This is a genomic window from Citrobacter braakii (assembly GCF_002075345.1).
Lineage (GTDB): Bacteria > Pseudomonadota > Gammaproteobacteria > Enterobacterales > Enterobacteriaceae > Citrobacter > Citrobacter braakii.
In genome coordinates this window covers 1-15,028 of the sequence record NZ_NAEW01000036.1, presented here as the reverse complement: position 1 = coordinate 15,028, position 15,028 = coordinate 1, and the positions used below count along the sequence as shown (strand labels likewise).

The following is a 15,028-nucleotide window of genomic DNA, read 5'->3' as shown; positions in this document are numbered from 1 at the left end:
AGCCGGCTCACGGCGGGCCTTCAGGGACGGTTTTGTCGCTGTACCGGCTGACTTTTCTTCCCGCTGCGCTTTCCATTCTGACAGCGCATCAATACGGGAGACCTGCTCATTCAGCCGGGACGACAGCGTGTCAGTCAGCTGCTTCAGCGCATCCTGCTGTGTTGCCAGCGCCGCCACGTCGGCCCGGACCTGTTCACTGTCCATGACCAGCTGCGTTACCTGCGCTTTCAGCGCCTCCCGGGCCTTACCGTCCTCCCCGCGCCAGTCCTGCGCCTGCATCAGGGACAGGTACTGCTTCTGTTTCTCCTCCAGCGCCTGAACACGCTGCGGCAGGGCGTCCACACGACCGCTGCGAAACGCCGTGTCCAGCGAGGTCAGCAAAATTTCCTGCTGTCTGACCGTCTGCCACAGGAGTGCCACCACGCATATCAGCCCCAGGATCAGAATCCCCGAAAAAATCGCCCATACCCGTGACAACAGTTTTCTCCGGGACGCCGGTTCAGCCCGCCGGCTTCCTTTGCCTCCCAGCCGGTGCGAGGCCTGTTGTGCGGAGGTTTCTTCTGCAGTGGTCGGGGTATCCGCGCTCTCTTCCGGGACCTGAGTACTCAGATATGAGGAAATGGGGGCCTCTTCATCGCCGGGCACAAATGCCAGCACGGCCGTGAGTGTTGTCATGACAAAAGTCCTCTGACTGTCGGTTTGCGTTTATCATGACTATGCGGAAAGTGCCTGCCGGATTCAGCAGGCAAATCAAAACCGGAAAATGAAATTAAAGTGGTAAGGATGGTCATCAGGAGATCGGCGCAGACATTCTGTCAGGCAGAATTTTTACCTCTGTGCATGTTAATATGATGGTGGCTTCGGGGGATTATCTGGTTGACAGTCACCAGGCCAGAAGTGTCCCCCAAAAAAACAGAACCCACTTCACAAAATACACAACAGATATGTCAGGAGCTCATATGACCCGGAAAACCAGGAAAACGATGATGAAGAATGAACACAAAGACTTAAACACCGTACTCAGTTCATTCAATAACAATAGGGAAAGGATAAAACTGTTATCAGAAACCAGAGAAATACTGGATTATTTTTATGCCAACACCAGTAATTCCAGAATATCCCCGTGGTTTTTCGCTTCCGGGATGACTCTTTCCTGCCTTACAGGTATTATATTTTACTACATCAAAAACGACAGCATAACAAAACTTACTGAAATTCAACTTTTATTTAATTGTGCGTTTACACCTGTCTTAATTCTTTTATTACTCACTCTTTTCCTGTTGGCAAAAACAAAACAGTTCGGACGCACAGATGACATTACAATACAAACATGTAAAAAACGTTCTGACTGGTCTGCTCCTGCCTTAAAAATATCACTAAAATTAATATCATCAACTCAGGAGTCATATGAAAAAAGACTCAATATTTTTAAACTTATCTGTGGTGTATTTACTTTCATAATTACATTTATCATTCCGATATTAACAAGCAAGATAACAGATCCGGACGCACCACTTCATTTACTTAATCTGGTATTATCTGATGTACATGTCACAATCATATTTCTTTTTGTTTTCACCTGCATATCATCAATAATTATTTATACATACGTGGAATTTGCATTCCTGACATTTCACATTAATATTTGCTCAAAAATCAAATCATCGATTGGCCTTCTTATTTCCGTTATTGATAATGCGCTTCCTGAGTTGGCGAACAATAAAAGTAATGAATCTGACTACAGTCAGAGCAGAAACAATCAGGTACCACCAGAAACAAAGAATACCTAAATATAAAATAATAAGTACCGTTCCACCCCCCTCCAGTAACAGACCATATATATGCTTAAAAAAATCTGTCATTACTCTTCTCCCGTTGAGACTGCACACAATGCCGGAGAATAATGTGCCAGAGTTCCGTTATATGAACGAGGGGGAAAATCAAAACCGGAAAATGAAAATAAACGACAGTCCGGTCACTTCCATTGACCGGAGCCTGAATTTAATTAACGCAAAATGCCCCGCCAGCAGGCTGCGCGGACGGGGCGCTGACTGTCACTCATCACCACTCAGTATGCCCAGCACCGTGAAGATTTCAGCCATAACGCTCTCACCATCCCGCCCGTCACGGTTGCAGAACTCAGCAAACAACTCAATGTTCTCTTCCAGAAAATCGCGAATTATCAGTGCCTGAAAATCACTCATCACATCATTCATCACGCCCCCCGACACCACCCTGATTAACGTTTATTTCCGTTTCGCATCAGCACGCCCGTCAGTTCGCCTGCGGTTTTCCGCGACGCCGCGCTTGCCGACACCGTTCTCGATACCTGATGCCCGTACAGCCGGAACCCCGCCTCCCCGTATATCCTGTGGCTGAACGGCGTGTCGCTCGCCGATATCACCACCGGCATCCCTTTCCGGGCATGAAGCTCTGCCAGTTGGTTCGCCAGTCGCTCATGCTCCGCCACCGTGAACACCTCCCCGCTGTACGTCGTGAACCCCGCCGTCTGGCTCACCGGCAGGTACGGCGGGTCACAGTACACCGCGCACGATATCCCCGAAAACATCCCCGCCGTCGTCATCTTCAGTGTGTCCTCAAACCCCGCGTGGAAGAACGAAACATGGCACCGCTCCGTCTTCCGGGCAAATGCCATGATTTCCGCTTCCGGTATGTACGCTGACTTCCGCCGGCCAAACGGTACGTTGAAGATGCCCCGTTTGTTATACCGGCAGATACCGTTGAAACAGTGCTGGTTCAGGTAGATAAACAGCGCCGATTTCTCCGGCCCGGGACTGATACGGTTGAACTCGTCCTTGCTCTCCCGGTAGGCTTCTTCGTTGTTACCCTCGTGGAACAGCTTCTCCAGACGCTTAACCATCCCCGACGGGTCGTCCCTGGCGTGAAGATACACATCAATCAGGTCGGCATTGATATCCGCCAGCAGGTACTGGCGGTAATCCGTCCCCAGAAAAACGCTGGCCCCGCCCACAAACGGCTCCACCAGACATTCCACCTCATCCGGAGAAGGCAGCCAGCGCTGCAGCGTGTCAAGACTGCGACGTTTACCTCCCGCCCATTTCAGAAACGGTATGGCCGGCATACGCCGGCGCGCGGGAGCCTTTTCCTTTAACAATTTATTCATCAGAACCTTCAGTGACCGTAAAACGCCGACCTTATGGTATGCAGCCTGCGTTTTTCAATCATCCTGGTCCGGATGTTCCCTTTCCCGGTAATGCCCTGATGGTGTCCAGCAGCAGCACGCTGGCCCGTACCGTACCGCCGTTACGCTGCCCGGTCTCCGGGCTGTACGTCTCCCCGGCGCTGACCACCCACGCATTCTCTGACCGGTAAAGCCCGACGTTTTTCCGTATCTTTCCCAGGGCGGTTGTCACCTCAACCTTTCCCGTGTGCGTTTTGACCATCCGCTCACGCCTCCCTTTTATCCTTATTTTCTGAAGTTTCTGCGTTTTCCGGTTCTGCCGGTATCCCGTTATTTTTCTCCGTCAGGCCCCTGACAAGCTGCGTGACATCGATACCGGACACATTCTTCAGCATTTCCGGGGCCGTCGCCATCAGTTGTGTCACATACTGGCTCAGCTGCAGGGCGCCGCTGCCGTTTCCGCTGTCCACCACCGTCAGTCTGTCAATGGAGGCGAGGGGCGACGCCACCTTACCCGCCAGTTCCGGCAGCATCTTCGCCACGATATCCAGCACCGCCGCCTGGCCGAATTTCTCAAACGCCTCTGCCTGACGCTCCCTGGCTTCCGCTTCCGCCAGTCCCCGCAGACGTATCACCTCCGCTTCTGCCGCCCCCTTCGCCTTCGCAGACTCCGCCTGCGCCAGGCCATCCAGACGAATTTTTTCCGCACTGGCCTTCGCCTGTGACTCGGTCGTGTACTGGCTCGCCTCCGCCAGGCGCATCTGTTTCACCTTCTCGGCCTCCGCCGCCTGTTCGACGGCGTATTTATCCGCGTCCGCTTTCTTCTTCACATCCGCGTCATACTGTTTCTGGCTCACCAGAATTTCTTTTTCCTTCAGGTCGATTTCACGCTCCTTGCGTACCAGCTCCACCTTCATCTGTTCTTCCACCGCCTTCTGCTGCGCGATGGCCTCCTGAATCTGGTAGGCCTGGTCCGCATCCGCTTTCGCGGTTTCCTGCTCCTTGCGGAACGCCGCCACCTTCAGCTCTTTCTCTTTTGTTGCTTCGGCGATACTGGTGTCTCGCAGCAGTTCGGCCTTCTGCCCTTCTTCCTCCGCCAGGGCCTTGCGGATACGCGCATCCCGCACCGCCTCCGCTTCGGCGATTTCCGCGTCACGTTTGACCGCCGCTATCCGCGGTTTCCCCAGCGCGTCCAGATACCCGTGGTTATCCTGAACATCCTTGATGGTGAAGGAAACTATCTGCAGCCCCATCTTCTTCAGGTCCCGGGCCGCAACGCCCTGTACCTCCTGGGCAAATTTATCCCGGTTACGGTACACTTCCTCCACCGTCATCCCGCCCAGAATGGCACGCAGGTGACCTTCCAGCACCTCCCGTGCCTCGCCCTTCAGCGCGTCCACCGGCTTGCCCAGGAACTGCTCCGCCGCCGTGGCAATATCATCCGTGGCACCACCGACCTTGATGATGGCCACCCCGTTGGCCAGTACCGGTACCCCTTCGGAGGTGTAGACTTCCGGCGTGGAGATATCGAGCTTGTGGGACAGCAGCGACAGGTACTGCGACTGCTGGAACACCGGCCAGATAAACGCCCCGCCGCCCCTGACTATCTTGACCTTACGTCCCGGGTCATCGCTGATGACCGCGTTGCCGTTGCCCAGAAACGAGCCGGTTACAATCATCGCCTGCTCGGGTCCCACCGTCCGGTAACGGGCCCAGAACGCCAGACCACAAATCACAATGACGGCAACAATCAACGCCGGAATAACAAAAATATCCAGACTCAGCATGCTGTGTTTTCCCTGTTCAGTCACTCTAATGAAAATGGTGAGACGTAAACGACACCGTCGCTTACCTCGACAATCACCACGGTTGTTTCTTTCTCAATCTGCGTGCCGTCAAAGCTGGCAGCCACCTGAAAGGTCTGCCCGGCCCCGATGCGTACCATCACTTCGCCATACCCCTGCGCCGGAATCGTCACGCTCACCACTGCTTCTTTCCCCGCCAGCTCTTTCATGGAAAACGCCGTGGAGGTCTCCGAATGCCGCAGCGGCCGCACATAACCGTAAAACACCGCCACGGACAGAACCAGCGCGCCGGCCAGCGACAGCGCCAGCACGGTAAATGTGGTCAGCGCCGTATGTTTCAGCAGCAGTATTCCCGCCCCGCCCGTCACCGTGCAGGCTGACGCCACCACCATCGGATGCAGCGCGTCCAGGCAAAAAATACTCTCCAGCCAGTCACCGGCAATCAGGCTGAGCAGCGCCAGCACCACGCCGGTCACCAGTAATCCCACATAAATGTCCACAGTCACTCTCCCCTGTCGCCCGGATATCTCATTATGGTCACCGGAAATACGGTGCCGGATAACACGCATCAGATTACCCTCAGCACGGTTCTGTCAACGCTGTGTGGGGGCTTTATTTTATTTCCCGCCGCCGGCGCGTTATCGCCATTTTTATCTGCGCCATCGCCAGCGAAGCCTGCCTGTATTCCGGGGATGAACCGGCGTACCAGCGGTTCATCACGGCGTTATCCGCCAGATGGTTATGCAAATCTTCCAGGCTGTTTTTCATCCTGACCTCCCGCGCAGTGCGCGTAAGTTTTTAATATTCTCCTCCTGCGCCATTTCCGCTTTTATCTGGCGGTATTCGTCGTGCTCCAGGCGTTCAAACCTGCCGTTAAATTCACCGATGGAGACCGGACGCAGACGACCATTCTCCCGCCGGCATACCACACGACGGGCATCGCAGTCATAAATGATAACCGGCCAGCCGTTATCATCAGCATACAGTTGACCCCGCTGAACAAGACTGAACATCACAGCGTCCCGTCCGGTTCATAACGGATAATCTCTGCGCTGACGAGCATGTCGGCCAGCCATTCCTCCCCCCGGAGGTCGTCGTCATCGCAGGTAATGCCATCCAGCTCAATCGTCGCCATTTCCATGTCACACTCCAGGTCGTCGTCCGTCACCGTCACTGACGGCAGGCTTTCATACAGAATTTCCACCGCACAACGGATCGCATCCAGCCCGGTAATATTCCCCCTGACCTCCACCTCAAACGTTCCCCTGTACCGCCAGCATCCGAAGGTCAGTCTGACCGTCTGTTTAACCACGCGACCGCACGCCACCATATTCGGGTCAAAATCGGTTACTACTGCTTCTTCTGTCAAATTTTCAGCCACTGACATCTGTTCTGCCCTCCACAAACGGTTACACTGCTGTTCAGTCACCCACGGGGCAACCGGTTCACATCCACACTACCAGACTGATCCATGCTATTTAAATAAAGACAACGTTACAGTAAAAATGTTACATATCAGGCCACTGGCAACACAAATAAGGAAACAATACCGGTGAGAAAACTAATCAGTATAGTCAGCGACATGAAGTAACCGGAAATCATCAGAAACATCATCCGGGAAACATTATTGGGTAATACCATACTGGTTTTAACTGCATCCGGAATCTTTTACATAAACAGCAACAACTGGCCATACCTGATATAAATTATAGCGGACCCGATATTAATAACTATTTTCCTGACGGTGTTTGCATGGTTAACTGTAATAATACATCAGTATTTTCATGAGCTGGTAAAACATAAATACACGTTATCCTTTATGATGTTTTTCATCTGGTTCCCGGGCATAGAAATTATCATTGCTTTCAACATGGTAATATTCATAAAAGGAATACCCGTTTAACTCCGGGAGTAGAAACTGTCACCAGTTAACCAGATACAGGAAACAGCAGCCAGTGAGAGCAGAATACTGAGCGCCAGAAATACGGGAGGACGGAGCCTGTCCGAATACTGATGCATATGTAACGCCACCCCGAACACGGCAAATAAGGACAGCATGGCTGCAATAATTGTTTCAGGGAAAGATATTTCTGGTCCCGGCCCGGACTCATCTGCAACCAGAAACAATAACTGACGATGCCCGAAAACAACAGTGACAACCACCAGGAAAGATTTTCTTTATTCATTTCAGCCTGCGCCTGTTATACTATGCGTTGTGTTTTATAAAAAACTCATTCACTGTTTTCAGGAAATATCATCACTCACTATCATGAGCAAGTTAAATAAGCCGCGGAATTCATATCCTGAAAAATAAAATTAATCTGTTCGTCCGGCATTTCCATGAACGGTAAAGCCATATTCTGACGGATTCAGAAGAGATCGCCCTGCAGGCGGTAACATTTGATGTTCTCCGTACTCAGCGCTTTCAGACACAGCCAGTCCTTCTGGTTGGCTGTCCGGCGCAGCACTGCCGTCACGCCGGCCGGAATGACGTCCGCGGTTTCCAGTATCAGCGTGGTACCGTCATCCAGCCGCAGGCGGACAGTATAGTTATTCACCGGGATACTTTCCGTGACTTTTCCGATAACCCTGATATCCGGTAACGTCACAACCGCCTGATCCAGACGGGACTGTTCAATAATGTGATTCAGAAATGACCAGGATCCTGCCAGCACAAATATCAGAAAAAGAATAAAAAGATAATCGGTTACATCCAGCTTCCTCAGACTCATATTATTCTACCGAATGTGGTTAACATCGCCATTCATACGCGTTTAATAAACCGCCATCTGCGGGACTCTTTGCCGCCCCGCACCCCGCAGACTCTGCCTCCGGTATTCCCCGTGACCGGGCAACACCGCCGCCAGAGTGCCGTGTTTTGTCTGTTCAGCGCTCAGTGTCAGGCATCATCTGTCCCGGGACAGATACCGGATGCGGATTGTCAGTTCGCCGGGTCATATCATGGTGTTCCGACACCGCATGCAGGCGGCGCAGGGTGGCAAAACGCGGTCGCCACTTTTGTCTGTCTGACAGCGGAATACCGTTAACCGCAAACAGCGTCCCGTCCGCATACCACCGGCCGGCACGCCACACCATCATCGTCTGCCCGTTCAGCGCGAAGGTCAGCGTATATGCATCACTCCCGGTAATCATGCCCATGTCCAGCAGCCGGCACAGCAGCGCATCCCAGGACGCCGAAAACGGATACTGATACAGACCGCCCAGCGTGGTGACTGCATGGGCCAGGTGGTCCTTCAGCCATATCCACCTGCCGGGAGCAGGCTGAGGGCGGGATGTCACGCTGCCGGTTATCCACGACTGCAACCTGTCCGCAGGCAGCCTCTCCTCCATGCGCCGGCAGATAACTTCATCCAGCAGTTTCAGCGCATCCTCACGCGTCAGGCACCGGGTGGCCCGCGGATAACGCTGCAGCCGCTCATATATATGATGTATATCCTGGTCAGTCAGCCTTCTCATACCCCGTCCCTCTCCCGCAGGCCGGCCAGCGCCGCCTGCCAGTCACGAAAACCATGAGCCCCCGATACCAGCTCCAGGGCGTGGTTGAGTTTCACCGCAATGCCGGCGTCCGCCAGCCGGTTCCGGGTGTGGCGGGCATGGAGTTTCAGCTGGCGAATGTTCAGCGCATCCTCCACAACAAAGCCGTCAACTGCCTGCAGAATGTCATTCTGATGTTCCGTCAGGCTGAGCGCGGCAATCCGCGCCATAAGAAAGGGTGTGGGTGTGTTGCACATAAATATGACCTCATAAATCAGACTGAGACTGACCGTCCCCGGCGTCAGCCGGTGTATGGTAGCGATTCAGGATGTTAATAACGCATGCTGTGACCCGGCATCAATGCTGGTATCCGAATGGTTCTCCCGGATATACCGCAGCGCGGCTTCCACGCCCGGAAAACGGGTGCGGGCGTCTTCCCGGCCATACACCTGTTTCACCACGCAGACCGCCTGCGTGCGCACATCCACTGTCAGGGACAGCGCAAACGCATCTGCCCGGGGATGGCGGATGCTGATTTCCCGCTCACCGCCGGAACCGGCTTTTACAAACGGCAGGATGAACTGTACCCCGCGCAGCGTCTGCTGCAGTTCCTCCTCACTGTCCGTCCTGAACCCCAGCCATACCACACGCTGCCCGGTGTCCATATTTATCATTGAGGTCCCCAGCCCCATCAGCTCCAGTCCGCGGCACGCCAGCTCATACATCACTGAACTCCGGCGTTCGTCACCGTCCAGCAGCGTCAGCCAGTCAGGTGTGTCGCCCCAGGTGGCCACCAGGGCGCGGTCATACCGGTACTGAACGTCAGCTTCCGCCTCCCGGGCGTCGTCATAACGCGCCTCCGCTTTCTCCACCGCGGCCCTGTATCGGGCGGTCACCCTGCGGGCCGCCGTCAGTTCTGCTTCCAGCAACGCCAGCGGCGTGGCGGTCTCTTTTTTCCTGGCCGGTTGTGTCATCGCTTTACCTCCTCACTGTAGCGGGATGCCCTGCAATACCGGCGACACCCCGTTACGGATATGTCACTGTCAGAATGTGACGCTCAGCTGCGCCACGGCGCCATACGTCCGGTCCGTGCCCACCAGACCGGTCAGGTCAAGGTGCACCACGTCAAACGGGGAAATGCCGATACCGGCGGTGAATGCGCTGCCCTCATTGTGGTCCAGGCTCTGCTGGTACCCGGCACGCACCTGCGCCCATGACCAGGCGTTAAACTCCCCGCCCACGCGCGCAAACTGGGGATGCGGGTCGCCGTTAAAGCTGCTGCCCGGCGTCAGGTCAACGTCGGCGGCTGCCGTAAACAGGCTGTTGTGCCAGGAGACTCCGGCCGTGGCCTGCGGCCGGATTTTAAAGGTCTCCTTAATGCCGTTGACCTCGCGGGTATCGATACTGCGCGGAACAATGTTCTGTACCGCCAGTCCCAGCGTCCAGTTGTCGTCCAGGTCTGCGGCAACGCCAATATCGGCGTTAAACCCGGTGGTGGTGTTGCGGTACTGGTCACCGTCAAAATCGCTTTTGTCATAGTCCTTCACGGTGACGTTGTAGTTGAACGTATCAATACGCTGCCATTTTGGCGTCACGCCCACCGAATACTTAAATCCACCGGTTTCAAACTCACGCGCCAGCGCCACTCCCACATCGGTCACCACCGCTGCCCGTCCCCGTGCTTTTGAGGTCAGGGTGTCCTTATCCGCATCTGACGGGGTCACCTTTCCGTCTATAACATCGTCCAGGTACTGCAGGTCATGGTCGCTGACGCTCCCGTTCACCGAAGCCGTGCCCCACGCTTTCACCATCAGCGCGAACGGCACCACCCTGTTGGGAACCGTGGCCACGATACCGGCCCCGGCCTGTGCCGATGCGCCGGTGTCACGGAACTTCATCAGCTGGTCCTTCAGCGCCTGCGCGTCACCGGCGGTGACCGTACCGGCTGAAAGTACGTCGTCATAGTGGTTCCACGCGTCCCGCACACCATCCACCCCGTCCTGCAGGTGGTCCGGGTCAGAGGCCTGCAAGCCCACAGCCGGCAGAATCAGGCTGAAATCGTCCTTCTCACCGTAATGGGTGATTAAGGCCGGGTTGGCCAGCGCGGCGGCACCATAATGTGACGAGGCCACTCCGGTTCCGCCCATTGCGCTGTTGCGGGCTTCGAAATACCCGGTGGCCGACGCTGTCCCCGTTGTTGCAGCCAGAACAGCCAGCGGCAGAAGAGATAAAGAAAAGGCGCGAATACTGTTTTTCATTATTTAAATCCCCTGTCTTTTTTATTTCAGATATGCGAAGGGCTGCCCTGCACATTATTATGCAGCGGTTCCGTTTCGCGTTTTTTTCAGACGCACTCCGCTGCGGAATAAATACCGGTACGGAGAAATTAATTTTATTTACGTCACCGGATATTCAGCAGACAGCACCCGGTATTTCACTCTGATAATGCTTAAATAAATAATGCATAAAATGCTTATATTCACGGTATTCCCGGATATTCCCCCAGTGGATGATTCAGCACCATTACGGGCAGTATTTCACCCCGGGACAGCCCCTGCAGTTGCCGGGCCGACAGCCGGAAATAACGGCACCGGATACTCGGATATGACTCAGATGGTGTTCTGAGCGGCTCACCACGCGCAGACCCGCAGGCAAGCGACTGTAAACGGCGGAAAACCTCCTGTGTATAAGGTACGTCCCATGCCGCCATGCCGTACCACCTGACAACCGGCACCGTCACTTCACCGGTAAACCGCCGGTAACGCAGACACAGCCCCACGTCACGCACCGGCTCCCCGGTCGTACGGCGGCTGAAACAGAATATCAGTTCGACCGGCTCGCCGGCACCCTCCACTCCCGGCAGCGTACGCAGGTGCTCTGTCACGGCTGACCAGTTATCAGCACCGTCGCCATCCGGAACGCAGACCGGGCAGGCCGAACGAACCCGCAGCCAGTCCACATCCACATAAAACCAGCCGGCCAGTTGTTCCAGCAACGGCACAGTCAGCAGGTCCAGGGTGCGTTCGCGACCGGACAGCACGCTGATACGAAAGCCCCATGGCTTCAGTAACCGGGCCTGTTCCGTCACATCCAGACCGTGCGCGTCCATCAGCAGACAGAAGCGCTCATACAGTGATACCGCCCTGTCTGCCGTATCATCACGTACCTCTGATATCATGCCATCGGCCAGCATACTGAACAGCGCCGCCCGGGATATCCCCAGACGACCCGCGCAGTCATCAAAAAAAATCCGGGATTCCGGTCGCAGGCGGACCGAAAACTGAGTACTGGCGGCGTCGTTTAATGCCTGTGTGTCAGCCACAGGACGGATACTCCCGGCGCGCAATAATGCAATTAATGCTGTGTAAGTCGGATTCATATTTTTCACCGGCAGAAAGATGACTTTCATTTTTGCGTTAATGTTTTTGGGTTGACGGAAAAAGATTAAAATAATCTTTCGCGTGGTTCTAATTAAATTAATCGATCGGTTCGATCTGGTTTACACGAAAGATTAAAATCATTTTTTCAGTAAATCGACCGGAAATTATGTTCCCGAAAAAAACAATTTAATGACAGAAGGCATTCAACCACGGGATACCGGGTTATTCTGTTGCGGACTGACCACCACCATCACACCCTGTTCCGGCACCCGGATAAACCGCCACTCCTGAATCAGCATCTGCAGCGTCATCATCTGACGCTCATAACGAGGTATATTCACCACCACAACCCGGTAACTCCTGCCCGTGTCCATCAGGGGCCGGCACGCCAGCCTGACCTGTGCGGGACGCATCAGGTGTGAGCGAAAGAGTACCGGCTCCCCGGACTGCAGCGCCTCACCCAGCGCCCGGAGAAATGTGTCGTGGTAAAACCGCACCCGGCGGCGTGTCATTCTGCCCACCCGTTCACGTACCGCTAGGTGAATAACCCGCCAGCGGCGTCCCCGGTGCCGGAGCGTGAACACCTCAAATCCTTTCTGACGTCCGATGACGGACTGCAGCGTGAAGCACGGGCAGTAAAGTATCAGCGCCAGTATCAGAAACAGGAAAAAAATCACGGTTCGTCTCCCGCAGTCAAAAATCGCAGACTGACGGAAAACCCACCATAACGCAGCCGTAAAATCACAACCCGTACCGCACAAAAGGCGAAAAAGCAGACAGCCTGCCGCATGCAGTCTGAATACAACCATTCGACGGGAGACCGCCCACAGTGAAACCCACTCTCAGAACCCTCATTCTGTATCTGTCTGCATTCACCACCGCTGTTCTTGCTTTCCGCGCATGGTCAGACGGACACACCACACCGGCAACACTGCTGACCACCCTGAGTGTCATTCTGACTCTGGTGACTTTATCGGTGAAATAACCGGACATAGGAGAATAAGCTTTACACGGCAGATGATAATAATTATTGTTTACATATCAACATATCCGGATGCTCCCTGAGTGTTGAGGAAATACGACATTGCTCACATTGCTTCAGATAAATTGTTATCAGCCAGCCATTCGCGCTGGCTTTTTTTTCAGCAGTACACCGCGGCACTGCATATCCGGTACAATCGACTCAGACGCCATTTTTCGGTTCCCGCGCCATGACTGCGCTTTTCTGCGGAGAAAATCAAAAAATGAAACACCTCCCCGGGATACTGTACTTATTCCTTTTCACCCTGCTGTCAGGCTGCGCTCCGGCCGTCATCGTCACCTCCGCCACGGTTGCCGCCCGCACGGCAGCGGACCCGCGCAGTACCGGCAGGCAGATTGACGACGGCACGCTGGCACTGCGCGTCAGCCAGGCCATCAGCAGCGCAGGGCTCCCGTCACGGGCCCGCGTGATATCCACGGTATACCAGGGTGACATTCTGCTCACCGGAGAAGTCCCGGATGAGGCGGTGCGGCAGGCTGCCACAAAAGCCGTATCGTCCGTTGCCGGCGTCAGGCATATCTGGAACGAAACCCGTACCGGCATCGCCATCAGCACAGGGCAGAAAATAAGCGACACCTGGCTGGCATCGGATATCCGGGCGAAACTGCTGCTCAGCAGCGATACCAGGCTCACTGATATCAAGGTCATCACGGAAAACAGCGAGGTTTTCCTGATGGGGCTGGTCACACCGGAGGAAGGACAGCGCGTGGCGGACAGGGTCAGCCGGGTAAGTGGCGTCCGGCATGTCACCACCGCGTGGACACTGAAAGATTAAAATACTGAAAGCAGCACCTTAAACAAACACGGGCTCCGCCCCCGCCAGCGGGTTAATCATGACGCCAGCATGTAACGGCAGGTCTCCCGGACGGGGAACCCGTTCTCCGTGCTGTGCTGCCGTGGCAAGCCGGCGCAGCAGCACGACAGAAGCTGCGTCCATCGCCGCCTCACGGGTATGAGCACTGACGCTAAGCCCCTCAAAATCATGCAGATGGACCCGGAACCCGTCGTCCGTATCTTCCATCTCCGCCGGGTAGGGCACAAAATACGTCGCAATTTTCTGCGACTGCCGGCGACGGACGTCCAGCTTGCTGACCAGCTGGTAAGCGCGCAGGTGCGTGTAGCGTTTCAGCATGTTCAGGGATTTATGTCCCGATATTGCCGCCACTTCCATGACATTCAGCGTCCCCAGCTCAAACAGGCGGCTGATGGCTTCATGGCGCAGGTCATGGAAGTGCAGATTCTCAATCTTCAGGGACTGCAGGACGGCCCGCCAGGCGGATTTAAACCCGGACGACTTATAGTGAAACACCGGGCCGGAAATCTGTACCGGCAGTTGCTGCAACAGACTCCTGGCACGGCGTGACAGCGGAACATCCCGGGGACTGCCGTTTTTGGTGACAGGCAGGTGCGCCACGCCGTGCTGCAGGTCGATATGCTCCCACTGCAGTGACAAAATCTCCCCCTGGCGCATGCCCGTTTCCAGGGCCAGATGGAAGATGGTGTACAGTTCCGCATTACGCGCCTGAAAATACCGCGACAACCGGCGTTCTTCGGATGAGGTGAGCCGCCGGTCACGCCCGGGAGAGGGCTTTGGCTTACGTACGGCTTCCACCGGATTAGCCCGGCAGGTACCCCACTCCACCTTCGCCAGGTTATAGAGCGCCGACAGCAGGGCCAGTTCGAGACGAACAGTATTTCCCGATATCGGTTTACCCGTACGGGGGTTAACCTGAGACAGCCGCTCATCACGATAAGTAGCGATATCCACGGTCGTCACCTCATCCATCATCTTTTGTGCAAGCGGATGGCGTTGAATCACGCTGATGCGCCAGAACTCCTGCTGATGTCCGCGTTTATGAACGGATACCGTGTCGTAATATTTTGTGAGTGCGGCGGACAGGGGCATTTTCCTGATACGGGACGGCTGCGGCATTTTGGGGCTCTTGAGTCAGAAAGTTCAGATTAATTTGCTGACCGTAAACAACTTTCCTGATTTGCTCAATATTCATGACCTTAATGCCAGTCCGGTGTGTGGGCGGCAAGTAGTAAAATTACCGCGTTCGAGATGGTAAATGGCAACAACGCATGCGGTAAGTTTATTGAATCAAAAGCATATTGCCCTGCAGGAAAACAGTTGATATCC

At 54.7% G+C, this 15,028-nt stretch carries 20 protein-coding genes; 4 read left to right on the top strand and 16 right to left on the bottom strand.

Features of this window, described 5'->3' with window-relative positions; all coding sequences use genetic code 11:
• The coding region (locus tag BZK42_RS26950; protein WP_080861182.1) for a hypothetical protein at nt 1–675 on the bottom strand (675 nt) is incomplete at its 3' end.
• 284 nt (nt 676–959) lie between these two features.
• Between BZK42_RS26950 and BZK42_RS26945 the strand changes: the two genes are divergently transcribed.
• Nucleotides 960–1,790, top strand: coding sequence for a hypothetical protein (locus tag BZK42_RS26945; protein ID WP_080861180.1), 831 nt, complete (start codon nt 960–962; stop codon nt 1,788–1,790).
• A 264-nt stretch (nt 1,791–2,054) separates the two neighbouring features.
• On the opposite strand, the gene BZK42_RS28810 is transcribed toward BZK42_RS26945, so the two are convergent.
• The gene (locus tag BZK42_RS28810; protein WP_158083398.1) at nt 2,055–2,216 is read right to left on the bottom strand and encodes a hypothetical protein; all 162 of its coding nucleotides are present in this window, start codon (nt 2,214–2,216) and stop codon (nt 2,055–2,057) included.
• Between the two features lie 23 nt (nt 2,217–2,239).
• Nucleotides 2,240–3,145, bottom strand: a complete 906-nt coding sequence (locus tag BZK42_RS26940; protein WP_249025180.1) for a DNA adenine methylase — start codon at nt 3,143–3,145, stop codon at nt 2,240–2,242.
• An 11-nt stretch (nt 3,146–3,156) separates the two neighbouring features.
• Between BZK42_RS26940 and BZK42_RS26935 the strand changes: the two genes are divergently transcribed.
• Nucleotides 3,157–3,354 (top strand): hypothetical protein, encoded by a 198-nt coding sequence (locus BZK42_RS26935; protein ID WP_080861178.1) that lies wholly within the window; start codon nt 3,157–3,159, stop codon nt 3,352–3,354.
• Between the two features lie 75 nt (nt 3,355–3,429).
• Here the strand turns inward: BZK42_RS26935 and floT are convergent, their stop codons facing one another.
• The 12 genes from floT to BZK42_RS26875 all read right to left on the bottom strand — a co-directional run bounded on the left by floT (nt 3,430) and on the right by BZK42_RS26875 (nt 12,520).
• On the bottom strand, nt 3,430–4,950 hold the full coding sequence (gene floT / locus BZK42_RS26930; protein ID WP_080861176.1) for a flotillin lipid rafts scaffold protein FloT: 1,521 nt from the start codon (nt 4,948–4,950) through the stop codon (nt 3,430–3,432).
• Between the two features lie 20 nt (nt 4,951–4,970).
• Nucleotides 4,971–5,537, bottom strand: coding sequence for an NfeD family membrane protein (locus tag BZK42_RS26925; RefSeq protein WP_158083397.1), 567 nt, complete (start codon nt 5,535–5,537; stop codon nt 4,971–4,973).
• Nucleotides 5,538–5,580: 43 nt separating this feature from the next.
• Entirely contained in the window at nt 5,581–5,736 is a 156-nt protein-coding gene (locus BZK42_RS28805) for a hypothetical protein (RefSeq protein WP_158083396.1), read from the bottom strand.
• Complete coding sequence (locus BZK42_RS26920; RefSeq protein ID WP_080861172.1) at nt 5,733–5,981, bottom strand: DUF4222 domain-containing protein; 249 nt, start codon at nt 5,979–5,981, stop codon at nt 5,733–5,735. The genes BZK42_RS28805 and BZK42_RS26920 overlap by 4 nt, the downstream gene beginning before the upstream one ends.
• Entirely contained in the window at nt 5,981–6,355 is a 375-nt protein-coding gene (locus BZK42_RS26915; protein WP_080861170.1) for a DUF5406 family protein, read from the bottom strand. The genes BZK42_RS26920 and BZK42_RS26915 overlap by 1 nt, the downstream gene beginning before the upstream one ends.
• A 982-nt stretch (nt 6,356–7,337) precedes the next feature.
• Nucleotides 7,338–7,700: a hypothetical protein gene (locus tag BZK42_RS26905; protein WP_080861163.1), complete on the bottom strand. Its 363-nt coding sequence runs from the start codon at nt 7,698–7,700 to the stop codon at nt 7,338–7,340.
• 154 nt (nt 7,701–7,854) lie between these two features.
• On the bottom strand, nt 7,855–8,445 hold the full coding sequence (locus tag BZK42_RS26900; protein ID WP_080861160.1) for a hypothetical protein: 591 nt from the start codon (nt 8,443–8,445) through the stop codon (nt 7,855–7,857).
• Nucleotides 8,442–8,720, bottom strand: a complete 279-nt coding sequence (locus BZK42_RS26895) for a glyoxalase superfamily protein (protein WP_080861156.1) — start codon at nt 8,718–8,720, stop codon at nt 8,442–8,444. The genes BZK42_RS26900 and BZK42_RS26895 overlap by 4 nt, the downstream gene beginning before the upstream one ends.
• A gap of 66 nt (nt 8,721–8,786) precedes the next feature.
• The gene (locus BZK42_RS26890; protein WP_080861152.1) at nt 8,787–9,437 is read right to left on the bottom strand and encodes a hypothetical protein; all 651 of its coding nucleotides are present in this window, start codon (nt 9,435–9,437) and stop codon (nt 8,787–8,789) included.
• 69 nt (nt 9,438–9,506) lie between these two features.
• Nucleotides 9,507–10,721 (bottom strand): conjugal transfer protein TraF, encoded by a 1,215-nt coding sequence (locus BZK42_RS26885; protein ID WP_080861148.1) that lies wholly within the window; start codon nt 10,719–10,721, stop codon nt 9,507–9,509.
• 221 nt (nt 10,722–10,942) lie between these two features.
• A complete protein-coding gene (locus BZK42_RS26880; RefSeq protein WP_143329761.1) occupies nt 10,943–11,785 on the bottom strand; it encodes a hypothetical protein in 843 nt (280 codons plus the stop codon).
• 261 nt (nt 11,786–12,046) lie between these two features.
• The gene (locus BZK42_RS26875; protein ID WP_080861186.1) at nt 12,047–12,520 is read right to left on the bottom strand and encodes a hypothetical protein; all 474 of its coding nucleotides are present in this window, start codon (nt 12,518–12,520) and stop codon (nt 12,047–12,049) included.
• Nucleotides 12,521–12,672: 152 nt separating this feature from the next.
• Here BZK42_RS26875 and BZK42_RS28800 point away from each other — a divergent pair, with 152 nt between their 5' ends.
• Nucleotides 12,673–12,828 carry a hypothetical protein gene (locus tag BZK42_RS28800; protein WP_158083395.1) on the top strand — a complete coding sequence of 52 codons (156 nt, stop codon included), beginning with the start codon at nt 12,673–12,675 and terminating at the stop codon, nt 12,826–12,828.
• A gap of 259 nt (nt 12,829–13,087) precedes the next feature.
• The gene (gene dolP, locus BZK42_RS26870; RefSeq protein ID WP_080861184.1) at nt 13,088–13,660 is read left to right on the top strand and encodes a division/outer membrane stress-associated lipid-binding lipoprotein; all 573 of its coding nucleotides are present in this window, start codon (nt 13,088–13,090) and stop codon (nt 13,658–13,660) included.
• A gap of 18 nt (nt 13,661–13,678) precedes the next feature.
• On the opposite strand, the gene BZK42_RS26865 is transcribed toward dolP, so the two are convergent.
• Nucleotides 13,679–14,818, bottom strand: a complete 1,140-nt coding sequence (locus BZK42_RS26865) for a tyrosine-type recombinase/integrase (protein ID WP_080861141.1) — start codon at nt 14,816–14,818, stop codon at nt 13,679–13,681.
• Nucleotides 14,819–15,028 lie beyond the last annotated feature (210 nt).